19 protein-coding genes are annotated in these 21,229 nt (G+C 63.7%); 12 read left to right on the top strand and 7 right to left on the bottom strand.

Annotated features, from left to right (window positions below; all coding sequences use genetic code 11):
- Positions 1-26 precede the first annotated feature (26 nt).
- Genes DSC91_RS19710 through DSC91_RS19690 form a run of 5 tightly spaced genes read left to right on the top strand, consistent with a single transcriptional unit; the run spans position 27 to position 4,573 of the window.
- A complete protein-coding gene (locus tag DSC91_RS19710) occupies positions 27-1,232 on the top strand; it encodes an MFS transporter (RefSeq protein WP_115780493.1) in 1,206 nt (401 codons plus the stop codon).
- A complete protein-coding gene (locus DSC91_RS19705; RefSeq protein WP_115780492.1) occupies positions 1,229-2,032 on the top strand; it encodes a cyclase family protein in 804 nt (267 codons plus the stop codon). The genes DSC91_RS19710 and DSC91_RS19705 overlap by 4 nt, the downstream gene beginning before the upstream one ends.
- Complete coding sequence (locus DSC91_RS19700; protein WP_115780491.1) at positions 2,029-2,625, top strand: cupin domain-containing protein; 597 nt, start codon at positions 2,029-2,031, stop codon at positions 2,623-2,625. The genes DSC91_RS19705 and DSC91_RS19700 overlap by 4 nt, the downstream gene beginning before the upstream one ends.
- A complete protein-coding gene (locus DSC91_RS19695) occupies positions 2,622-3,626 on the top strand; it encodes a fumarylacetoacetate hydrolase family protein (RefSeq protein WP_115780490.1) in 1,005 nt (334 codons plus the stop codon). Before DSC91_RS19700 ends, DSC91_RS19695 begins: the two co-directional genes overlap by 4 nt.
- Positions 3,623-4,573 carry an NAD-dependent epimerase/dehydratase family protein gene (locus tag DSC91_RS19690; protein WP_115780489.1) on the top strand — a complete coding sequence of 317 codons (951 nt, stop codon included), beginning with the start codon at positions 3,623-3,625 and terminating at the stop codon, positions 4,571-4,573. The genes DSC91_RS19695 and DSC91_RS19690 overlap by 4 nt, the downstream gene beginning before the upstream one ends.
- A gap of 171 nt (positions 4,574-4,744) precedes the next feature.
- On the opposite strand, the gene DSC91_RS19685 is transcribed toward DSC91_RS19690, so the two are convergent.
- The 4 genes from DSC91_RS19685 to DSC91_RS19670 all read right to left on the bottom strand — a co-directional run bounded on the left by DSC91_RS19685 (position 4,745) and on the right by DSC91_RS19670 (position 10,473).
- The gene (locus tag DSC91_RS19685) at positions 4,745-5,710 is read right to left on the bottom strand and encodes a SphA family protein (protein WP_115780488.1); all 966 of its coding nucleotides are present in this window, start codon (positions 5,708-5,710) and stop codon (positions 4,745-4,747) included.
- Positions 5,711-5,917: 207 nt separating this feature from the next.
- A complete protein-coding gene (locus tag DSC91_RS19680) occupies positions 5,918-7,048 on the bottom strand; it encodes an acyl-CoA dehydrogenase family protein (protein WP_115780487.1) in 1,131 nt (376 codons plus the stop codon).
- 12 nt (positions 7,049-7,060) lie between these two features.
- On the bottom strand, positions 7,061-8,269 hold the full coding sequence (locus DSC91_RS19675) for an acyl-CoA dehydrogenase family protein (RefSeq protein WP_115780486.1): 1,209 nt from the start codon (positions 8,267-8,269) through the stop codon (positions 7,061-7,063).
- Between the two features lie 83 nt (positions 8,270-8,352).
- Positions 8,353-10,473 (bottom strand): 3-hydroxyacyl-CoA dehydrogenase NAD-binding domain-containing protein, encoded by a 2,121-nt coding sequence (locus DSC91_RS19670; protein WP_115780485.1) that lies wholly within the window; start codon positions 10,471-10,473, stop codon positions 8,353-8,355.
- A gap of 151 nt (positions 10,474-10,624) precedes the next feature.
- Between DSC91_RS19670 and DSC91_RS19665 the strand changes: the two genes are divergently transcribed.
- Positions 10,625-11,533, top strand: coding sequence for a LysR family transcriptional regulator (locus tag DSC91_RS19665; protein WP_115780484.1), 909 nt, complete (start codon positions 10,625-10,627; stop codon positions 11,531-11,533).
- Positions 11,534-11,653: 120 nt separating this feature from the next.
- Positions 11,654-11,842, top strand: a complete 189-nt coding sequence (locus DSC91_RS19660; RefSeq protein WP_115780483.1) for a hypothetical protein — start codon at positions 11,654-11,656, stop codon at positions 11,840-11,842.
- A gap of 68 nt (positions 11,843-11,910) precedes the next feature.
- On the opposite strand, the gene DSC91_RS19655 is transcribed toward DSC91_RS19660, so the two are convergent.
- On the bottom strand, positions 11,911-12,813 hold the full coding sequence (locus DSC91_RS19655) for a LysR family transcriptional regulator (protein ID WP_115780482.1): 903 nt from the start codon (positions 12,811-12,813) through the stop codon (positions 11,911-11,913).
- A gap of 94 nt (positions 12,814-12,907) precedes the next feature.
- Between DSC91_RS19655 and DSC91_RS19650 the strand changes: the two genes are divergently transcribed.
- The 5 genes from DSC91_RS19650 to DSC91_RS19630 all read left to right on the top strand — a co-directional run bounded on the left by DSC91_RS19650 (position 12,908) and on the right by DSC91_RS19630 (position 17,667).
- Positions 12,908-13,786 carry an alpha/beta fold hydrolase gene (locus DSC91_RS19650; protein ID WP_115780481.1) on the top strand — a complete coding sequence of 293 codons (879 nt, stop codon included), beginning with the start codon at positions 12,908-12,910 and terminating at the stop codon, positions 13,784-13,786.
- 17 nt (positions 13,787-13,803) lie between these two features.
- Positions 13,804-15,222 (top strand): 3-isopropylmalate dehydratase large subunit, encoded by a 1,419-nt coding sequence (gene leuC, locus DSC91_RS19645; RefSeq protein WP_115780480.1) that lies wholly within the window; start codon positions 13,804-13,806, stop codon positions 15,220-15,222.
- The gene (gene leuD / locus DSC91_RS19640; protein WP_115780479.1) at positions 15,216-15,833 is read left to right on the top strand and encodes a 3-isopropylmalate dehydratase small subunit; all 618 of its coding nucleotides are present in this window, start codon (positions 15,216-15,218) and stop codon (positions 15,831-15,833) included. Before leuC ends, leuD begins: the two co-directional genes overlap by 7 nt.
- A 102-nt stretch (positions 15,834-15,935) precedes the next feature.
- Positions 15,936-17,318 carry a dicarboxylate/amino acid:cation symporter gene (locus DSC91_RS19635; protein WP_229758049.1) on the top strand — a complete coding sequence of 461 codons (1,383 nt, stop codon included), beginning with the start codon at positions 15,936-15,938 and terminating at the stop codon, positions 17,316-17,318.
- Positions 17,287-17,667: a DUF5594 family protein gene (locus DSC91_RS19630; RefSeq protein ID WP_115780478.1), complete on the top strand. Its 381-nt coding sequence runs from the start codon at positions 17,287-17,289 to the stop codon at positions 17,665-17,667. Before DSC91_RS19635 ends, DSC91_RS19630 begins: the two co-directional genes overlap by 32 nt.
- Here the strand turns inward: DSC91_RS19630 and DSC91_RS19625 are convergent, their stop codons facing one another.
- Together DSC91_RS19625 and DSC91_RS19620 are read right to left on the bottom strand one after the other, a co-directional pair.
- Positions 17,668-19,251, bottom strand: a complete 1,584-nt coding sequence (locus DSC91_RS19625; RefSeq protein ID WP_115780477.1) for a methyl-accepting chemotaxis protein — start codon at positions 19,249-19,251, stop codon at positions 17,668-17,670.
- Between the two features lie 451 nt (positions 19,252-19,702).
- Positions 19,703-21,094, bottom strand: coding sequence for an aminotransferase-like domain-containing protein (locus DSC91_RS19620; RefSeq protein WP_115780476.1), 1,392 nt, complete (start codon positions 21,092-21,094; stop codon positions 19,703-19,705).
- Positions 21,095-21,229 lie beyond the last annotated feature (135 nt).

Raw genomic sequence — 21,229 nt, 5'->3', positions numbered from 1 at the left:
GCCGATCTGAGAAGGAGAACGAACACATGGCACAGAACATCACAGCGGATGCCGCGCAAGAACCGGCCGCGCAAGCCAGCGCTCACGCGGGTACGCGATACGGCGGACTGGGCGTGCTGGCGCTGCTCGTCGCGCATTGCGCCGGCATGGTGGACCTCGTCGCGTTGCCTGTCTGGGTCGGCACACTGATCGGCGACTATCATCTCGATCCGCAGCAGGCGGGTTCGCTGGCCACGCTGTTTCTGGCTGGCGCGGTCGCGAGCAGCGTTTTCCTGTCGCCCCGACTGAACCGCTTGCAGGCGCGCTTCATCGCACCGGCCGGCTTCGGTGTCGCGGCCGCGGCATTCGCGATTGCGGCGGCGATCGACCGTTATGAGTTGATGGCCGCTCTGCATCTCGTGGCCGGGCTTGCGGTTGGAAGCAGCCTGAGCGTGACTCACGGAGCCATCGGCCGCAGCCGCAACCCGCACCGGCTCTTCGCGATTGCCGGGTTGTCGCTGGGATGTTTTGCCATCGCATTTCTCGGCGCGACGCCGGTGTTGATCGCGGCGAGAGGCGGCAAGGCGCTTTTCGACGTGTTCGCCGGCGTAATGGTCGTCGCCGCGCTGATGTCCGCGGCAGCGTTCCCGGCGACCCGCACACGCGATACCGGCGCGGCGCGAACAGAGTCGCCGCTCGATCGCGCGGTCTGGTTCGGCATGCTCGGCGTCGCCTGCATGGGACTCACGCAAGCCATGGTGTTCGCTTTCGTGCAGCGCATCGGACTCGATCGCGGCTTCGGCTTTTCCGCCGTGACGGGCGTGCTCATCGCGCTGGGTCTCGTCAACCTGCTACCCGCGCCGCTCGCGGGCTTGCTCGAAGCGCGCCTGCCCGGCGTGCGCGTCGTGCAGTGCGGGGCGCTGATGCAGGCCGTCATCGCGTTGATCGTCACAGAGAGCAGCGCCTTCGCTCCGTATGCGGCTTCCACGTCGGTCTTCGCGGCGGTGATGATCTTCACGCATACCTTTGCGTTCGGCATGCTCGCACGCCTCGACAGGACCGGCCGCGCGGTTGCGGCGACGCCCGCGATGCTGATGACGGGCGCCGCGATCGGCCCGATTCTCGGCGGCACGCTCGTCAAGCTTTCCGGTTACGGCAGTCTCGGTGCGGCGGCGGTGGCGATTGCCGCGGTCGCGATCGCCTGCTTTGCACGGCTTGCTCCTCGTGCGCCTACTACGGGAGTCGCGGGATGAAACCGAATCGACGCTTTATCGATCTCTCGATTTACCTCGAAAACGACGTGCTCTCGGACCCGCCGCCGCTCGCGCCGAAAATCACCTACCAGAAGCATGCCGATACGGTAGGCGAATTCATGGCGATGCTGCCGGGAACGAAGCGCGAAGACTTCCCCGATGGCGAAGCGGCCGCAGCCGAATGGGTCACGCTGACAACGCACAGCGGCACGCACCTCGACGCGCCCTGGCATTTCCATTCGACGATGGACGCGAGCCTCGGCGGCCCGAAGGCTTCGGCCACCATCGACGAGGTCCCGCTCGAATGGTGCTTTCAGCCGGGCGTGAAGCTCGACTTTCGTCACTTCCCGGATGGCTATGTCGCGACCGCAGCCGACGTCGAACAAGAGCTCGCGCGCATCGGCCATCAACTCGAGCCGCTCGACATCGTCGTCGTGAACACGCGAGCCGGTTCGCGCTACGGACATGGCGACTACGTCAATGCCGGTTGCGGAATGGGCTACGAGGCCACCATGTACCTGCTCGAGCGCGGCGTGCGATTGACCGGCACCGATGCATGGAGCTGGGATGCGCCTTTTTCGTACACGGCGAAGAAGATTGCCGAAACCGGCGACGTTTCTCTGATCTGGGAGGGCCATAAGGCGGGCCGCGACATCGGCTATTGCCATCTCGAGAAGCTGCACAACCTCGAAGCGCTGCCGCCGCATGGCTTCACCATTAGCTGTTTTCCCCACAAGATTCGCGGCGCCTCGGCTGGCTGGACGCGCGCCGTGGCGATATTCGATGAGGTCACGATATGAGCTTGCCGCCGATTCGCCGGATCGTCACGGGCCACGACTCGCGCGGGCGCGCGCTTGTCGCTTCCGATGGCACATTGCAGAGCGTCGTCGAAATCAAGGCGATTCCGGGTACGGTCTTTCATGAGGTCTGGTCGACGGCCGGCAGTCCGGCTTGCGTCGACAATGGGCCGGACCCGGCCGACGGGCCCTTGATGCTGCCGCCGCCGAAACAGGGCACGCGTTTGCGCTTTGTCGATATTCCGCCGGATACGCCGGAGTTTCTCGCGCATGGCGCGTCGAAGATGCACGCTGCGTTCAGCGAGACTGGCGATGCGAATGTATCGACAGTGCAGGGCGATTCTCCGCATCCGTTGATGCATCGCACGGAGTCGATCGACTATGGCGTCGTGATCGACGGCGAATTGACCTTGATTCTCGACGAGGGCGAAGTGGCGCTCGCGCCAGGGAGCGTCGTGATCCAGCGCGGGACCAATCATGCATGGGCCAACCGCTCGAACCGCGTGTGCCGGATGTTGTTCGTGCTGGTCGACGGTACCTATGACAGCGCGATTGCCGCGGCGCTCAATCTGCCGGTGGAGATGCAAACACGATGAAACTCGCCACTTTGCGCGGTCAGCGCGACGGCACTTTGCTCGTCGTCTCGCGTGACCTTCGTCATGCCGCAAAAGCAACGGGCATTGCTGCAACCTTGCTCGAAGCGATCGAACAGTGGCCGCAAGTCGGGCCGCAATTGCAGGCACGCTATGAAGCGCTGAACGCCGGGCGTGCGGCTGACGCATTCGCGTTCGACGCCAGTCTGTGCGCCGCGCCGTTGCCGCGCAGTCCTCAATGGTGCGATGGCTCTGCGTTCCTGAATCACGGCCGCTTGATGGAGCGTGCCTTCAACATGCCGCCTATTCCCGAGTTCGACACCGTGCCGGTCATGTATCAGGGCGCGAGCGACGACTTCCTCGGTCCAACCGACGACGTGCCGCTGCCGGACGAGCGCGACGGCATCGACTTCGAAGGCGAGTTCGGCGTGATAGTCGACGCCGTGCCGATGGGCGTATCGGCCAGCGACGCAGTGAAGCATATTCGTTGCCTCGTGCAGATCAACGACTGGAGCCTGCGCGGTTTTGGACCACGGGAGATGAAGAGCGGATTCGGTTTTCTGCAAGCCAAGCCCTCCACCAGCTTCGCTCCAGTCGCGGTCACGCCTGACGAGTTGGGTAACGGATGGCGCGACGGCCGCGTGCATCTGAGCTTGCATGTCGAGTGGAACGGTCAATGGTTCGGACACCCACGCGGCGGCGAGATGAACTTTGGCTTTGGCGAGCTTATCGCACACGCGGCACGCACGCGCCGGTTGTCTGCCGGGACGATCGTCGGTTCGGGCACGGTATCGAATGTCGACCGCGCGGCAGGTTCCGCATGCATCGCTGAGCGCCGCGTGATCGAGATCGTCGACGAAGGGCAGGCCAGGACCGCGTTCATGCGCTTTGGCGATCGGGTCAGGATGACAGCGCGTGACGAGGAGGGCGGGGCGCCCTTCGGTGCAATCGATCAGCGCGTCGTTCCGGCGGCGATTGCGGGCAACGGCGAGGCGCAACGATGAGAGTACTGGTCACGGGCGCCCATGGTTTTGTCGGTAGCGCGCTGGTCCGGCGATTGTTGAATGAAGGCGTTGCTTGCGCCGGCGATGTGACGAAACTTCTGCTGGTCGATCAAAAAGCCGACGCGATTCCCACGGATGATCGCGTCACGTTCATCGCCGGTGATTTCGGCGCGCCGCACACGCTCGATTCATTGTTACCGGAACCCGTCGATGTCGCCTTTCATCTGGCGAGCGTGCCCGGTGCGCAGGCCGAAGCCGACCAGGCCCTCGGCGACCGCATCAATCTCCACGGCACGCTCGCTCTGTTCGAGCGGCTCGCGCGACAGGCCGAGGCGCACTCGCGCGTGGCGCGCGTGGTCTTTGCCAGCAGCGTGGCCGTGTATGGTGCGCCGCTCCCGCCGCAGATGGACGAGCACACCGTCCCGAAGCCGACGACCAGTTACGGCGTTCACAAGCTGGTCGGCGAACAGGTTCTGGCGGACTGGACGCGCCGCGGCAAGCTCGACGGCCGTTCGCTGCGCCTGCCGGGAATCGTCGCGCGGCCGGGTTGGTCGACGGGGCATGGTTCGGCCTTCATGAGCGCGGTCTTCCGCGCCGCGCAACTCGGCCAGCGCTACACGTGCCCGGTTGCGCCGTCGGCAACCGCATGGTGGATGTCGCGTGCATGCTGCGTCGATAACCTGCTGCATGCCGCGCGCCTGCCTGCCGATGGTCTGCACGCCCAACGTGTGTGGACGCCCCCGGTGCTGCGCCTCGAAGTGCAAGCCATTGTGGATGCCTTGGCCGATCGGTTCGGCTCCGCGCAGATCGACTATGCGCCCGACGAATCGATCGAGCGGCTGTTCGGCCGTCAGCCGCCGCTGGCCGACCGGCGCGCAGTCGAGGCGGGTTTCCAGCGCGACGGCACGATTGAAGCATTGATCACGCACGCTTTGGCCGACGATTGAACGGCAACGCCTGGCAAGTCGTCCGCGCAACGTGGCGGCTATCTGCTCATGGCCCCTCGCGAACGGCAATCGCGCTTTCGGGCGCATCGGATCAGTTGGCGTTTCTTTTCTCGCCGATGCTGTGCGACTTCAAGACCGCCACTAGCGATAGCGAATCTGAAAACGTCAGAATCAGAAGGCCACGGTTGCTGTCGCCAGCACGGTCGACGTGCTGGATAGCCGGTTCTTGCTGCCCACGGTCGGAACCCAGCGCAACGTCATGCTGAGCGGTGTCTTGCCGCCGATCTTGGTATCGTAGGTCAGGATCGGACCGACCGACCAGTCGTAGCCGCGGAAGCCATTCAGCTTGTTCGCGGTCGGGCCGCTATCATTGCCGATCTGCTGGACCGTGCCGACGATCAGACCGGCACCCAGACCGTTGCTGAAGCGCTTCAGTGCCATCATGTCCAGCGTGAACAGCGGCGCATTCTGATAGTCGGTCGCGGAATTGCGTGTGTAGAACTGAACACCCGCGCTGACGTCGAATTCCATCCCGATCGACGGCACCAGCTTCGTATAGGACACCGTGGGAATGAACGTCCAGTTGTTCAGGCTGACATTGGCGATGTTGCCCGGATCGTACTTGCCAGTCGGCGCCCAGATGTTGACGCTAAAGGCGATATGCTCGGTCTTCGAGAAATGATAGCCGGCGATCAGCGGTGTGAAGGTCAGATCGAACAGGCCGGACGCATCCTGCTTGACGGTTCCCGTCCGGTTGCCGATCCCGAGCACCGCACTGGCGCTCGTCCACGCATACGGCAGCGTGACGCTCGACGCGAAGTTCCATGGCCCGGGGCCGGTGTCCCATACCTTCAGCAAGGTAGCCAGCGTGAACGACACCTGAGCGTCGAGCCCAAGCGTCGTCTTGCCTCCTATGGGTATTGAGTGGGCTGCACTGATCGAGCCGTCGTAGTAGATCTCGGCCAGGTTGACGAACCACCCCGGTTCAGGCGGCACAACACCCGCATCGGGCGTCACGCCCGTACCGGAGATGGGGCGGCCTAATGCGCCTTCAGTGCTATGCGCGGTGAATGGCAATCCCAACGTCAACAAGAGAACGGAAGCACCAACGATTCGCTTGAGCACGGTCGGCACCATGGGCAGGTTGTGGGCTTACGTCAGTTCGGAAAGACGTCGCATACTTGCACTGCGGCATAAGTCATAACAATGATCGTAGATCCTACCTGAGACGATTGCCAGTTTTTCGTTAGGATTCTGAAAAACACGTGCGGGCCGTCGGACGAGGCAGCGCCGTTTGCAAACCGCCGTAGCGGCGCTGATTCGGAGAAAACCCGGAAACCAGTTTCACCCCCTGCCGAGCGCAATAAACCGCTCGAGATGATGATCCTCATCACCCAACTGATGGTCGATCATGACTAGTCGCTTCGCATAGTGAGCCAGCGGCAACTCCCACGTCATGCCGATACCGCCATGCAACTGAATGCATTCCTCGGCGACCCTCGTTCCTATTCTGCCAATGCTGTATTTTGCGGCTGAAACCGCCCGCTCCCGTAGCGTGCGTTCAGCGCCAAGCGCCGCCGCGGCATTGATCACCGCCGATCGCGCCTGCTCGATCTCGAGCAGCAGATCCGCCATCCGATGCTGCAGTGCCTGGAAGCTGCCGATTGGCACGCCGAACTGCTTGCGCGTGCGCAAGTAGTCGAGCGTGTAGTCCTTCGCGACATCCATTGCGCCGACCGCTTCGGAACACAACGCAAGCACGCCGCAGCCGATCGCGTATTCGAGCGTTGCAAAGCCTTCGCCGGCCGTGCCGAGCAATGCGGCGTCGTGTAGCGTGACGCTGTCGAACGTGACCTCGGCTGCGCGGCCGCCGTCGATCTTGCGATAGCCGCGCACGCTGACGCCCGGCGCGTCGCGCGGGACGAGAAAGAGCGCGATGCCGGCTTCGGCGTCATCGGAACCTGCGGTGCGCGCGGAGACCAGGAAAAGGGACGCGTTTTCGCCTTGCTGAACCACGGCCTTCGCGCCGTCCAACTGCCACGCGTCGCCAACACGCCGGGCACGTGTCATGACGCGCGCCAGTTCGTAGTGGCCGTCCGGCTCGCCATGCGCGAGCGCGGCGATCCTGGATCCGTCGATCAGTTCGCCGAGCGCGGCCTTTTGCGTTTCATTGCCGCCACGCGCGATCGCCTGGCCGACGATCAGCGTATCGAGAAACGGCTCGACCACGAGGCCGCGACCCAGGCTCTCGAATACGACGGCGATATCGAAGCCGCCGCCGCCGAAGCCTCCGTGCGCCTCATCGAACAACGCGCTGACAATGCCGAGTTCCGCAAAGCGATTCCACAGATCGGCGCTGAAGCCTTCGGGCGAGCGTGCGATCCGGTCGCGCGTCTCGAAGGCGTATTGCTCGGCGATAAAACGGTTGAGCGTATCCGCTAGCATGCGGCGGTCTTCGGTGTGCTGGAAATTCATGAGATGCGCCCCTTACAGTCCCAGGATCATTTTGGAAATGATGTTCTTCTGGATTTCGTTGGAGCCGCCGAAGATCGACAGCTTGCGGTTATTGAAGTAGAGCGAGGCAGCGCTCGCGGCTTCGCCGGGGCCGACCGGCGTGCCCTCGAAACCATCGTGCAGCGCTTCCTCGACGAATGGCTGCGCATACGGTCCCATCGCGCGGCGCGTGAGCGAGGAGATTTCCTGACGGATCTCGGTGCCGCGAATCTTCAGCATCGAACTTTCGGCGCCAGGCACGCCGCCGCCGGCCACCGCCGCGATCACGCGCAGATTGGTCGTTTTCATGTTCTCGAGATCGATCTCGACGCGCGCCATGCGTGCCGCAAACGAGGGATCTTCCGCGAGCGGCCGGCCGTTGCGCTGCTGTTTTGCGGCGATTTTGCGCAGCCGGTTGAAGGCGGCCACCGAGAACCCGACGCCCGCGATATTGGTGCGCTCATACGTGAGCAGATACTTGGCGTAGGTCCAGCCTTTGTTCTCTTCGCCCACGAGGTTCTCGACCGGCACGCGGACGTCAGTGAAAAACACTTCGTTGACTTCATGCTCGCCATCGAGCGTGATGATCGGCCGCACGTCGACGCCCGGCGTATTCATGTCGATCAGGAGGAAGCTGATGCCTTCCTGCTTGCGCACGTCGGTGGCGCTGCGCACGAGGCAGAAGATCATGTTCGCGTAGTGGCCGAGCGTGGTCCACGTCTTCTGACCGTTGACGATGTAGTGCTCGCCTTGCGCATCGCGGCCGCGTACGGCGGTGGTCTTGACGGAGGCGAGGTCCGAACCCGCGCCCGGTTCCGAGTAGCCTTGGCACCACCAGTCCGAGCCGTCGAGAATGCGTGGCAGCCAGCGGCGCTTTTGCGCTTCGTTGCCGTATTTGATCAACACCGGGCCCAGCATGTTGACGCCGAACGGCACGACGCGCGGCGCCCCCGCCAACGCGCATTCATTCTCGAAGATGAATTTCTGCACGGCGCTCCAGCCGGGGCCGCCGTACTCCTTCGGCCAATGATTGGCGAGCCAGCCTTGCGCGTTGAGAATCGCGTGCCACTCAGTCATGTCGCCGCGCGTGAGGCGGCGGCCACCGTGTACCTTGTCGGCGAGACGTTGCGGGAGCTTGTCACGCAGAAAACGCAGCACGTCAGCGCGAAAAGCCTCTTCTTCAGGCGTGAAGTTCAGATCCATAGTGTGTTCTTCCCTGGATGTTTGACCGACCGGCGGGCGGGCAGACCGCTGCCGGTCGGGAATCCTTCAAGTGATGTACCGTTTCAGGCTGCCTGATTGAGGCTCGCGAAATCGGCGCCGCGTTCGACCAGATCGACCAGCAGCGGCGACGCTCGCCAGAACAGCGGGTCTTCTTTGGCGAACTCGCGAATGTCGGCGAGAACCGTGGCGAGGCCCACCGTATCGGCGTATTTCATCGGGCCGCCGCGATAGCGCGGAAAGCCGTAGCCATAGAGGAAGGTCACGTCGACGTCGAGCGGCCGCAGCGCGATGCCTTCGTACACGACATTGGCGCCTTCGTTGATCATCGCGGCCATGTAGCGGCGCACGATTTCTTCATCGGTGAAAGTGCGCGGCGTGATGCCGGCGCGTTCACGCTCGGCGTCGATGATGGCCTCGACCTCAGGGTCCGGGCTGCCGCTGCGTGAACCTTCGGGATACAGATAAAAACCACGACCGGTTTTCTGGCCGAACCAACCGCGTTCGCAAAGTCGATCGGCGATCTGCACGTAGCGCGCTGCGGGATTTCGCGTGGCTGCGCGGCGCTTGCGCGTGGCCCAACCGATATCGCCGCCCGCCAGATCGACCACCTGGAACGGACCCATCGGAAAACCGAACGCACGCACCGCGGCATCGATCTGATATGGCGACGCGCCGTCTTCCATCATCGCGTCAGCGGCGCTGCGATACACCGCCAGCACGCGGTTGCCGATGAAGCCGTCGCACACGCCCGCCCGCACCGGCGTCTTGCGCAGCTTCTTCGCGAGTTCGAAGGCGGTGGCGACCACGTCGGTGCTAACCTGCTTTGGAACCACGACTTCCAGCAGCTTCATGATGTTGGCAGGGGAGAAGAAGTGCAGGCCGATGACGTCCGCAGGGCGGGAGATGCTGGCAGCGATCGCGTCGATGTCGAGATACGAGGTGTTGGTGGCGAGCACCGCGCCGCCTTTGCAAACGCGATCGAGTTCGGCGAACACGGCTTGTTTCACCGACAGGTCTTCGAAGACGGCTTCGATCACCAGATCGGCGTCGGCGAGCGCATCGTACGAGGTGCTGCCATGCCAGCGCGTCATCACGTCGGTTTTCTTTTCCGCGCTCATGCGGCCTTTGGCGATCAGGCCGTCGTACACCTTTTCGATGTGCGCGCGGCCGCGTGCGAGCGACGCGTCGTCGCGTTCGATCATCGTCACCGGCAGGCCCGCATCGAGCACCGCGACGGCGATGCCCGCGCCCATTGTGCCGCCGCCCACCACGCCGATCCGGTTCAGCGCGCGTGGTTTGGCATCGCGCGTTTCCGGTGCCTTGAGTACTTCGCGCTCGGCAAAGAACGCGTGAATCAGGCCGGCGCGCTGCGGGCTGTCGATGCATGCCAGGAACAGTTTGCGTTCGAGCCGCAGGCCGTCTTCGAAAGCCTGTTCAATGGCGGCTTCTACGGCATCGACGATTTTTAGCGGAGAGAACAGGCCGCGCGATTTCTTCGTCGTTTCCGCGCGTGCCGTGGCGACGGCGGCGAGGCTCGCCGTGCGGTCGCTGAGCGCCGCGGCGTCGCGCGTACGGCGTACCGGTGCGTGGCCGGCCAGCAGTTCCTGCGTGTAGGCGAGTCCTTCGGCGAGGATGTCGTCGCTGCTGCCGAGCCGGTCGATCAGGCCGAGCGCGAGCGCTTCTTTCGCGCCGGCATGGCGGCCGCTCAGGATCAGGTCGAGGGCGGCCTCTGCGCCGATCAGGCGCGGCGTGCGCTGTGTGCCGCCCGCGCCCGGCAGCAGGCCGAGCTGCACTTCGGGCAAACCGAGCTTCGCACCGTCCACGGCAAGCCGGTAGTGCGCGGCGAGCGCTACTTCCAGGCCGCCGCCGAGCGCAGCGCCGTGAATGGCGGCCACCACCGGCTTCGTGCAGGCTTCGATACGGTTGCAAACGTCCGGCAGCGACGGCGGCACAGGCGGTTTGCCGAACTCACGGATGTCCGCACCCGCGATGAAGTTGCGCCCGGCGCCGACGATCAGCACCGCTTCGACGGCCTTGTCGGCATCCGCCGCTTCGATGGCGGCGAGCAGGCCGCGCCGCACGTCGGCGGACAAGGCGTTCACCGGCGCGTGGTCGATGGTCACCAGCAGGACTTTGCCGCGCAATTCACGCGTCACCACCTCGGCGGAAGGGTTGAGGGTCATCGTGTCGTCTCCTGATTGAAATCGGGGCAAACCCGGGCAGACCGGACATGCCGGGTCTCGCGAATTCCCCAATTGTGGGTTGGTCAAGGTTTATTGACAATGGCATAGTCCGTTGACAGACTGTCAAAATTATTTTGACAAAGGTCGACTCATGGACGTCAATTCATTGACCTTGCTGGTGGACATCCTCGATGCGGGCAACCTCAGCGAGGCGGCGCGCCGGCTGAAAATGAGCCGCGCGAACGTGAGTTATCACCTGAACCAGCTGGAGCGTTCCATCGGCCTGCAACTGGTCAGGCGCACCACGCGCCGGGTCGAGCCGACCGAAATCGGTCTGCAGTTATACGAGCATGGCCGCACGATCCAGAATGCGCTGCTGGCCGCGCGGGAATCGGTCACCACGCTCGGGCAGAGCTTGCAGGGGCGGGTGAGGCTGAGTGTGCCGAGCGGCTACGGGCAACTGGTGATGTCGAATTGGCTGATCGCGTTCAAGCGTCTTTACCCGGGCATCGTGCTGGATGTGATGTTCGAGAATCGCGTCGAGGACCTGATGCGCGACGAGGTCGACATCGCGGTGCGGGTGATGTCCGAGCCGCCGCAGAATCTGGTCGCGCGTGACATGGGACCGGTGCGGTACGTTGCCTGTGCGTCGCCGGAATTTGCCGGAAGCCGCGGCATGCCGTTGCAACTCGACGATCTGCGCACCGCGCCGCTGATTACGGCGGCGGTAGTCGGCAAGCAGTTGCGGGTGGCGGCCTATCTGCGCGATGAACGCCACGAAGTGCTGCTGGAGCCGACGATCATTTCCGAGAACTTTCTGTTCTTGCGTCAGGCGGTGCTGGCCGGTCTGGGTGTCGGCCTCGTGCCCGACTACGTGGTGCAGGAGGATCTGCGTCGCGGGGATGTGGTGACAGCGCTCGACGAATGGCGTCTGAGCATCTTCGGTACGAACATGTACATGCTCTACATGCCGAATCGGCATCACACGCGGGCGGCGGCGAGTTTTATCGAGTTCATCCTGGAGCAGGCACACGGAAGTGGCCGAGGGGTGGTCGCTTGAGTTGCATGGGCGCGCCAAAGAAAGCCGCGCCCGCACCGGTACCCCGCTCGCGGGTATGCTTAACAAAACGGCGAGATAGCCGTGCGCCTCGCAGCGCATCGAACTTTAGGGGAGACCGGAATGAAATGGACAATCGCTTGCCTGGCGCTGCTTGCACTCGCTATTGTCATTGTGCTTGTTTCGCGCCTCCCGAGTGAGGAGGCCATCCGCCTCGCCGGCTACGCGGTTACTGCGGCCTTCGCCGCACTGGTTAGTTTAGTGATTCGCTGGCGCGCGAATCGCGCCCAACGAAACAAGCGCGCCGGTTGAACACGCATTACAAGGTATTCGTCCGACCTGCGTGCGGGCCATGCAGGGCCAGGCTCGCAGCACGCGCGCTAAGCCGATCGAACGCTCGCGCGTAGCTCGTCGCCGAGAAAGTCGATAAACGTCCTGAGTTTCGCCGACAGCCGGTGCCGCTCCAGATAGATCGCGTGAATGTCCGCGTTCGGCAGCGCCCAGTCCGTGAGCAACGGCACCAGTTCGCCACGTTGCAGATGGCGGGAAATCTCCCATGCGGAGCGCACCGCAATACCGCGCCCATCGAGCGCCCACTTCAGCACGGCGCTGCCGTCGTTGCTGCTCAACGGACCCTCCACCTTCACCGTCTCCGACTTCTTGCCGCGCGCAAAATGCCAGCTGCCGTACGCCGATTCGTTTTCGCGTAGGACGAGGCACGCATGGCGCGTCAAATCGTGCGGCATGGCCGGTGCGCCGTGCAGCTTCACATAGCCCGGCGCGGCACACACCAGTCGCTGGTTCTTCAGCAGCAAACGCGCATTGATGCGCGCATCCGGCACCTCGCCAAAGCGAATGCCCAGATCGAAACCCTCTTCCTGCAAGCTGACCGGCCGGTCCGTGAGATGCAACTGAATTTTCATGGACGGAAAACGCTCGCTGAACCTCGAGATGGCCGGCGCGACGTGCGCGCGGCCGAAACCGAATGATGCGTTCACGCGCAATAGCCCGGTCGGCTCGGCGCGGCTGCTGGTGACCAGTTGCTCCAGCTCAGCCAGGTCGTCGAGGATGCGCGAGCCGTTCGCCAGATAGATTTCGCCCTCGGCAGTGAGGCTCAGGCGGCGTGTGGTCCGGTTGACGAGACGCACGCCCAGGCGCTTTTCGAGTTGCGCGAGACGCTTGCTGATCGACGGCGGCGTCACGCCGAGCTCTCGCGCCGCGGCCGCCAGATTGCGGTGGCGCGCCACCAGCGCGAACAGATTCAGGTCGGAGAAACCGTCCATCGATTCATTCCTAAAAGTTAATTCCGGATTGCCTCAATAGAAATCCTATCGCTGCAGGCATCAATTAGACTGCATTCAGATACGGGAGGCAACGATGTTCACAGGTTTCACCGACGCGTCGGCTCACGTCGACGGCATCCGGATTCACGCGATCCGCGGCGGCAACGGTCCGGCCTTACTGCTGCTGCATGGCCATCCGCAGACCCATGCGATCTGGCATAAGGTCGCTCCCACGCTGGCACAGCACTTCACGGTCATCGCCGCGGATCTGCGCGGTTACGGCGACAGCGGCAAACCGCAAGGCGCGCCCGACCACGGCAACTATTCGAAACGCCGCATGGCCGCGGATCAGGTGTCGTTGATGCGTGCGCAGGGCTTCACGCAATTTGCCGTGCTCGGCCACGACCGGGGCGGACGCGTCGCGGCGCGCATGGCGCTCGATCATCCGCAAGCCGTGACGAAGCTGGTCACGCTGGACGTCGCGCCGACGCTCGCCATGTATGAGCAAACTTCGTTCGCGTTTGCGCGCGCTTACTGGCACTGGTTTTTTCTCGTGCGCCCCGCGCCGTTTCCCGAAACGCTGATCCGTACGGATCCCGATCTCTATCTGAAGCAGACCATAGGCGCGCGCAGCGCCGGGCTGGCGCCGTTCACCGATGCCGCGTACGCCGAGTATTTGCGCTGTCTGTCAGACCCTGCCACTGCACACGGCATCTGCGAGGATTACCGCGCGAGCATCACGATCGACCTCGATCACGATCGTGCCTCGCTCGCCGAAGGGCAAACCATCGAGTGCGATTTCCTCGCGTTGTGGGGCGCGCAGGGCGTCATCGAACAATGTTTCGAGCCGCTCGCCGAATGGCGGAAGTGGTCGGTGCGCGTGAGTGGCGAAGCCCTGCCATGCGGTCATTACATTCCCGAGGAAGCCCCCGAGTTGTTGCTCGAACGCGTCCTGCCATTCTTGAAGTCCTAGTCGCCGGTCGGCCCATCATGTCAAAACGAACCCTTTACCAGAAGCTCGTCGATTCACACGTCGTCACGCGCATCGACGCGCAAAACGTGCTGCTGTATGTCGATCTGCATCTGATGAACGAATACACCAGCCCTCAGGCGTTTAGCGCGCTCGCGGCGAAAGCGCGGCCCGTGCGTCGTCCGCGGCAGCAGTTGGCGGTGGTCAGCCACATCATTCCCACCCATGCGGAATCGCCGCGCGTGATTCGCGATGCGGCTTCGCTGTTGCAGGCGAACAATCTCGCGCGCAACTGCGAGCAGGCGGGGATCGCGTTGCACGCGGCGAACGATCCGCTGCAAGGCATCGAACATATCGTCGCGCCTGAACGCGGGTTGATTCGCCCGGGGATGGTGGTGCTGTGCGGCGATAGCCACACGACTACGTACGGTGCGCTCGGCGCGTTGGGTTTCGGCATCGGCACCTCGGAGGTGGAGCACGTGCTCGCCACGCAAACGCTGGTCTATCGCGTCGCGCAAACCATGCGCATCACGATCGACGGCGCGTTGCCCTACGGCACATCGTCAAAGGATGTGATTCTGTGGATCATCAGCCGCATCGGTGCACAGGGGGCGCGTGGCTATGCGGTGGAGTTCGCAGGCTCGACGATCGCCTCGCTGTCCGCGGAGGCGCGCATGACCCTATGCAACATGACGGTCGAAGCCGGCGCGCGAGCGGCGTTGATCACACCTGATGCGACCACGTTCGACTATGTCCGCGCGCACGCAACATCGCTTGACGATGCCGCGTGGGCTGCTGCGATGAACGACTGGCGTGAACTGAAATCGGACGCGGGCGCGAGTTTCGATGCGGAGCATCATTTCGATGCGCGCGATATCGCGCCGTTCGTCACGTGGGGCACGAGTCCCGATCAGGCGATCGCGGTCGATCAGCGCATTCCCGGTGCAGCCGCGCAAAAGACGCCGGAGGCCGCCGCCGCGCTGCGTCGCGCGCTCGACTATATCGGGCTCGAAGCGGGCAGGCCGATTGCGGGTACGCCGATCGATCGCGTGTTCATCGGCTCGTGCACCAATGGACGTATCGAGGATCTGCGCGTGGTCGCTGCGATCGTGCGAGGGCGCCATGTCGCGCAAGGCGTGCGCGCGATGGTCGTGCCGGGCTCGGGCAGTGTGCGCCGCCAGGCCGAGGCCGAGGGCATCGCGGCGCTGCTGCGCGATGCCGGTTTCGAATGGCGCGAGCCGGGCTGTTCGATGTGTCTCGCGATGAACGACGATTTTCTCGCGGTGGGCGAGCGTTGCGCATCCACGACCAATCGTAACTTCGAAGGACGTCAGGGACGCGGCGGCCGCACCCATCTGATGAGCCCGGCGATGGCCGCCGCGGCCGCGCTCACCGGGTGCATCACCGACGTCCGCACGCTGGAGACACAATCATGCTAACCAGACTTACCGAAATCGACGGGATTGCCGCGCCATTGCCGATCGAAAACCTCGACACCGATCAGATCATGCCGAAGCAGTTTCTTCGCATCATCGACAAGGCCGGGCTGAGCGAGGGCTTGCTGTACGACTTGCGTTTCGACGCGGAGGGCCAGCCGCGCTCGGATTGCGTGCTGAATCAAACGGCGTATCGCGGTGCGCGCATCCTGATCGGCGGCTCGAATTTCGGCTGCGGCTCGAGTCGTGAGCATGCAGTGTGGGGGCTTCAGCAATTCGGTTTCGAAGCGGTGATCGCGCCGAGCTTCGCGGAGATTTTCTATTCGAACGCGATGAATAACCGCTTGCTGCTGGTGCAACTGGATCGCGAAGCAATCGACCTCCTGTTGCAGGACGCTGCGACCTATCCTGCCGCGCGCCTGCATATCGACATCGAAGGTCAAACCGTGACTTCTGTCAGTGGCCGCACGTTCACATTCCCGCTCGGCGCGCGTCACAAGAAGATGGTGAGCGAAGGCATGGACACCATCGACCTCACGCTCGCCTCACTGGACACGATCGAGGCGTTCGAGCGGACCCATTTCGAACGGCATAGCTGGGCCGCTGTGCTGTAAATCCCCTGGCGGCAATTGCGCCGCCATTCAACCGGAACGCGTGTGACGGATTCCCCGGCAGGAGGGAAGGGACGCGCTTTGCCTTTTAAAAACGGAGGAGACATGAAGCGTAAACCGCTCTACAAGGTGCTGTACATGCAGGTGATCGTGGCGATCGTTGCCGGTGTGATCGTGGGCCATTTCCTGCCTGCGGATGCGGTGGCGCTGAAGCCGCTCGGGGATGCCTTCATCAAACTGGTACGCATGATCATCAGCCCCGTGATCTTCTGTACTGTCGTGACCGGCATCGCCGGCATGCACGATATGCGCAAGGTCGGCCGCGTGGGTGGCAAAGCGCTGCTGTATTTCGAAGTGGTGTCGACGCTTGCGCTTGCCGTCGGTTTGCTGGCCGCGCACGTGCTGAAACCCGGCACGGGTTTTAACGTCGATCCCGCCACACTCGACGCGGGCGCAGTATCCAGCTACGCCGCACAGGCCGCGCACGGCGCGGGGCTTTCGGGTTTCTTCATGCACATCATCCCGGAGACGTTCGTCGGCGCGTTCACGCAGGGCGATATTCTGCCGGTGCTGCTGATCGCCATGTTGTTCGGCACGGCGCTTGCGGTGATGGGCGAACCCGCGAAACCCGTTGTCGGTTTGATCGAGCTGCTGTCGAAAACCTTTTTCCGCATGGTGCGCATGATTACGAGTCTCGCGCCAATCGGCGCGTTCGGCGCCATCGCCTTCACGATCGGCAAATATGGCATCGTCTCCCTGCTGCCGATGATGAAACTGATCGGCACGTTCTATCTCACCGCCTTCCTGTTCGTCTCGTGCGGGCTCGGCTTGATCGCGCGAGCATGCGGCTTCAGCTTGTGGCGCTTCGTCGTGTACATCAAGGACGAGCTGTTGATCGTACTCGGCACGTCGACGTCTGAAGCAGCCTTGCCGCAACTGATGGAAAAGCTCGAGCGGCTCGGGTGCGCTCGCGGGATTGTCGGGCTGGTGGTGCCGACGGGCTATTCGTTCAATCTCGACGGCACCAATATCTACATGACGCTCGCGGTGCTGTTTCTCGCCCAGGCGACGAACACCCATCTGACGATTGCCCAGGAGGTCACGTTGCTGGCGGTGACGATGCTGACGTCGAAGGGATCGACCGGTGTCACCGGGGCAGGTTTTATCACGTTGGCCGCGAGCCTTTCGGTCGTGCCGACCGTGCCGGTGACGGCGATGGTGCTGATTCTCGGCATCGATCGCTTCATGTCCGAGTGCCGCGCGCTGACCAATACGATGGGCAACGGTGTGGCGTCGATTGTGATCGCGGCGTGGGAGAAGGAGCTGGACCGCGACAGACTCAGGGCGGCGTTGGCGAGGCCCGTTGCCGCGTCCGGCAGGGCTGCCGCAGAGGAGGGCGCGACCGATTCCGCATGCTACGATGCCTTGCTCGTTGCAAAGAACATCGGAGACATAGATGCGTCCAGAGAGTGCCGCCCGTTTCGATGAACAGTTTGCGCCTCGCATTGCCGAGGCGATCGCCGCCTGTTTCGCGACCACTGTGCATACCGAAGTGCTCCCTTACGGCGGGCACGGGCATCCCACACGCGTGCGGATCCACGCCACGCCGATCGAGGACCTGCGCCATTACCCGCATCCGTTGAATCTGTTTCTCACCTGGGATAGCGACGAGATCGAACGGCTGATGGGCGCGGAAGGGCCGGCGCGCTTCGCCGGCTATCTGGCCGCGCTGCCGCGCAAGCTGGAAGCCTGGCGCCACGTGCGCGAGCTGGATTTTGTCTCGCACACCCAGGCCGAGCCGGCGGTGTTGCTCGGCGGGCTCGACTTCGGGTCCTGATCAGGACACAGCCGCGCCGATCCGGAAGAAGCTCACGCTTTGCACCAGACCCGATGCCTTGCTCTGCACCGCATCGGCCGCCGCGGCCGCCTGCTCGACCAAAGCCGCATTGCTCTGCGTCACCTGATCCATCTGCGTGACTGCATCGTTCACCTCCGCTATGCCCGCTGCCTGATCGACGCTGGCCGTCGCGATCGCCTCGACGATGCGCGTCACGCTGCCCGCGCTTTGCACCACGCCGTCCATCGTATTGCTCGCGTGGTTGATCAACTGCGTGCCGGCGTCGATCGTGGCAACCGATTCGCGAATCAGCGCCTTGATCTCGTGCGCGGCATCGGCCGAGCGCTGGGCGAGACTGCGCACTTCGCTCGCGACCACCGCGAAGCCGCGCCCCTGCGTGCCGGCGCGCGCCGCTTCCACTGCTGCGTTGAGCGCCAGAATATTGGTTTGCGCGGCAATTGCTTCGACTACGGCGATGATATCGACGATGCGCTTGGACGCCGCGTCGATCTGGCTCATGGTGCGCACGGCGTCGCTCATCACGACGCCACCGTCGCGCGCTGCTTGCGCGGCGGTTTGTGCGAGCGTGGTGGCTTCGCGTGCGTTGCTGGCGTTGCGCTGAACCGAGTCGGTGAAATGCTGCATCGACGCGGCGGTTTCTTCGAGCGAGGCGGCCTGTTGTTCCGTGCGCGCCGACAGGTCGAGGTTGCCGGCGGCGATCTCCTGCGTTGCTGAAGAGATCGTGTTCGCACCTTCACGAATCTCGCTGACAATGTGCCGCAAGCGCTGATTCATTTCGTTGAGCGCGACCAGCAACTGACCGGTTTCGTCGCGGCTCACGACGGCGACATCGGCGCGCAGATCGCCTGCCGCAACCGCCTGCGCGACACCCACCGCCTGCCTGACCGGCAACGTGATGCTGCGGCTCAGGAACCAGATCGCGAAGGTGCCTATGCCGAGCGAGCCGATCACGACCGACAGCAGCAGCACGCAGGCGAGCGTGTACGCGCGTTCCGCGGCCTCGGCCGTGCGCACATTGGAGTCTTGCGCCTGCTGCATCACCTGGGCGACGATGTCGTCGATAGCGGAGGTCGGCGCGCGGTCGATGCCTTTGACCAGACCGTCGACGACGTGCGCCGTATTCGGATCGGCCGCGTCGTAGCGTTTGAGCGCGTCGAGGTAGCTGTCCTGCAACGAGGCGTGTGTGGCGAGCGCCTTGTCGACGCCGTCGACGTTGGCGCCCAGGACGCTCAACTGGTCCTTCAGCCGCAGCAGCGCGGCGTGCGTCGTACCGCTTTCCTTGCTGAAGGCCTCACGATACTTGGCGAACGCAGCCGGATCCGCGCCGCGCAGCAACAGGTCTTTCCATTCCTGAACCTGCTTCTTGAATTCGACCTGCGCGACGCGCGCCGTATCGGCGGCTTGCGCGTACTGGCTGAGCGTTTGCGCGGACTGGATTTGCAATGCGTGCGTATTCGACAACGCATGCCATCCTTCCAGGCCCACTACCATTGTCGCGGCGAGCAGAACCGCGCCGAGCAGCGCCAATTTGACGGCGATCTTCAGATTTCTATAGAACGTCACGGTGATTTCCTTGAGAAGACCTTAGGCCAGTTTGAATTGCGTCGGCGTTGTACGAGTTGGCGACAACATGGTTGAAAACCGCCTTGGCAGCGAGCGCAGCCACAACGATGGCGGCGCACAGAGCGACGATGCGCGCGCGAATGGAGGCGAACATGTAGGGAGTCTTTCGGAGTGAGCAGTGAACCGTAGTCGGTGAGGCGGGGGCCTCATAGGCGGTATACGGCGCGGGCAGTGTGGACTTGAGCGGGTAATGCTTTCGGTTTCTGACGATGGCCGGGCGCGCCGCTTGTGGCGGCGCGCCGCGATGCTACACACTTTTTCGCGCACTGCGGGGTTTTCAATGGATGCCGAAACAGCGCCTCGATAACGCGCTGTCGGGCGTTGTATTCGTATGACGATAACGCCGGGTATGACGCAATGCGACGCTATGTGCCGATGCAGGCAGACGGTTTCACATCACAGGAGAATGGAGATGATGAGGATGGTCGAGTGTCTCGCCTACGATGCGCAGCGCCTCTTCGCATTCGTCGCGGGTCTTTGAGCCACCGAGGCAAACGCGCATGGCGTTCGGCGGATTGCCGTCGGTGGAAAACGCCGCCCCTGCAACGGCGGCGATACCCTGGTTGCGCAATTGCAATGCGAGTTCGGAAGCACTCCAGCCGCTTTCGGTCGGTACCGGCAGCCAAAGATGAAAGCCGTCAGGATGCGCTTCGTAAGGCCACGCCTCGAGCATGCGCGAGGCAATCGCCTGGCGTGCGCGCGATTCGTTGCGGATCGCGCTGAGCATATCGAGCGCGGTGCCGTCGACGATCCATTGCGTCGCGAGGGTGACCGTGAACGGGCTCGCCATCACCGTTGTCGCGCGCAACGCGCCGGCGAGGCGCTGTGTCTGCCTGGCGGTTGGCGCGTGCAGATGCGCGACCCGCAAGCCGGCTCCCAGACTTTTCGACAAACCCGTCACGTAGTAGGTCAGTTCGGGCGCGAAGCTCGCGAGCGCATCGGGCGCACTCTGCGGCAGCATCGCATACGCATCGTCTTCGATGATCGGGACGCTATAGCGCAACGCGACGTCGGCAAGCGCCTCGCGACGTTTGTGCGTGAGCGTTAGCGTGCTCGGGTTCTGCAGTGTCGGGTTGCAATAGAACGCGCTCGGTTTGTCGGTCTTGCAGAGTGCTTCGAAGGCGTGCGCGAGTGGGCCTTCGTCGTCGCGCGGCAGGGCTTGCAAACGTACGCCGAGCTGAGCGGCGATCGCCTTGATGCCCGGGTAGGCAAGCGTGTCGAGACAGATCGTGCCGCCGGGCCGCGCCAACTGCGAGACGAGCGCCACCAGCGCGCTGTGAATGCCGGGGCACACCAGCACGTTCTGCGCGTCGCAATGCGGCACGCGACGTTTCAGCCATTCGGCGCCGGCATCCTTGTCGGCCGCCGAACCGCCGAAGTCCTGATAACGCAGCAACTGATAAGGATCGCTGCCGCTTATCAAGCGTGCTGCCGAGTCGCGCAAACGGGCTGCGTAGTCGGGCGGCTCGGGTGGCGTATTCATCGACATCTCGATGCTGCTGCCGCCGGCAAGCGGCAACGTCGCGGTACGGCCACGCACGAAGGTGCCGCTGCCCGCGCGCGAATCGAGCAGGCCGCGCTTGCGTGCTTCCGCATACGCGCGCGCCACCGTCGTGTAGTTCAGCGCGAGTTCTTCAGCCAGATCGCGCAGTCCCGGCAAGCGATCGCGCGGACGCAGGCGGCCGGTGGCGAGATCTTCTTCGATCAGATCGGGAATCGCGAGGTAGGCCGGCTTGCGGAGATCGGCGAGGCGTTTGATCCAGTGATGTGTCGGGCTGCTCATCGATAGCCTTCGGCTGGGGGTGATGATCATTGATCGCATCAGGATGCGATCAATGATCGGATTGATCGTCTGTGGTGAATGAGTGCACCACGCCGACTCGTCACGACAGGCAAGCCGCACCTGGCTGGTGCGGTA

This window comes from Paraburkholderia caffeinilytica (assembly GCF_003368325.1).
Lineage (GTDB): Bacteria > Pseudomonadota > Gammaproteobacteria > Burkholderiales > Burkholderiaceae > Paraburkholderia > Paraburkholderia caffeinilytica.
The sequence above is the reverse complement of the archived record's forward strand: the minus strand, read 5'-3'. Positions and strand labels throughout refer to the sequence as shown.

What these genes read in the sequence shown, in the direction of transcription:
- DSC91_RS19690 (WP_115780489.1), top strand. Translation starts at nt 3,623, where the DNA reads ATGAGAGTACTGGTCACGGGCGCCCATGGTTTTGTCGGTAGCGCGCTG.
- DSC91_RS19680 (WP_115780487.1), bottom strand. Translation starts at nt 7,048, where the DNA reads ATGAATTTCCAGCACACCGAAGACCGCCGCATGCTAGCGGATACGCTC.
- DSC91_RS19635 (WP_229758049.1), top strand. Translation starts at nt 15,936, where the DNA reads ATGAAGCGTAAACCGCTCTACAAGGTGCTGTACATGCAGGTGATCGTG.
- DSC91_RS19685 (WP_115780488.1), bottom strand. Translation starts at nt 5,710, where the DNA reads ATGGTGCCGACCGTGCTCAAGCGAATCGTTGGTGCTTCCGTTCTCTTG.
- DSC91_RS19660 (WP_115780483.1), top strand. Translation starts at nt 11,654, where the DNA reads ATGAAATGGACAATCGCTTGCCTGGCGCTGCTTGCACTCGCTATTGTC.
- DSC91_RS19705 (WP_115780492.1), top strand. Translation starts at nt 1,229, where the DNA reads ATGAAACCGAATCGACGCTTTATCGATCTCTCGATTTACCTCGAAAAC.
- DSC91_RS19700 (WP_115780491.1), top strand. Translation starts at nt 2,029, where the DNA reads ATGAGCTTGCCGCCGATTCGCCGGATCGTCACGGGCCACGACTCGCGC.
- leuD (WP_115780479.1), top strand. Translation starts at nt 15,216, where the DNA reads ATGCTAACCAGACTTACCGAAATCGACGGGATTGCCGCGCCATTGCCG.
- DSC91_RS19695 (WP_115780490.1), top strand. Translation starts at nt 2,622, where the DNA reads ATGAAACTCGCCACTTTGCGCGGTCAGCGCGACGGCACTTTGCTCGTC.
- DSC91_RS19675 (WP_115780486.1), bottom strand. Translation starts at nt 8,269, where the DNA reads ATGGATCTGAACTTCACGCCTGAAGAAGAGGCTTTTCGCGCTGACGTG.
- leuC (WP_115780480.1), top strand. Translation starts at nt 13,804, where the DNA reads ATGTCAAAACGAACCCTTTACCAGAAGCTCGTCGATTCACACGTCGTC.
- DSC91_RS19620 (WP_115780476.1), bottom strand. Translation starts at nt 21,094, where the DNA reads ATGAGCAGCCCGACACATCACTGGATCAAACGCCTCGCCGATCTCCGC.
- DSC91_RS19710 (WP_115780493.1), top strand. Translation starts at nt 27, where the DNA reads ATGGCACAGAACATCACAGCGGATGCCGCGCAAGAACCGGCCGCGCAA.
- DSC91_RS19650 (WP_115780481.1), top strand. Translation starts at nt 12,908, where the DNA reads ATGTTCACAGGTTTCACCGACGCGTCGGCTCACGTCGACGGCATCCGG.
- DSC91_RS19655 (WP_115780482.1), bottom strand. Translation starts at nt 12,813, where the DNA reads ATGGACGGTTTCTCCGACCTGAATCTGTTCGCGCTGGTGGCGCGCCAC.
- DSC91_RS19670 (WP_115780485.1), bottom strand. Translation starts at nt 10,473, where the DNA reads ATGACCCTCAACCCTTCCGCCGAGGTGGTGACGCGTGAATTGCGCGGC.
- DSC91_RS19630 (WP_115780478.1), top strand. Translation starts at nt 17,287, where the DNA reads ATGCGTCCAGAGAGTGCCGCCCGTTTCGATGAACAGTTTGCGCCTCGC.
- DSC91_RS19665 (WP_115780484.1), top strand. Translation starts at nt 10,625, where the DNA reads ATGGACGTCAATTCATTGACCTTGCTGGTGGACATCCTCGATGCGGGC.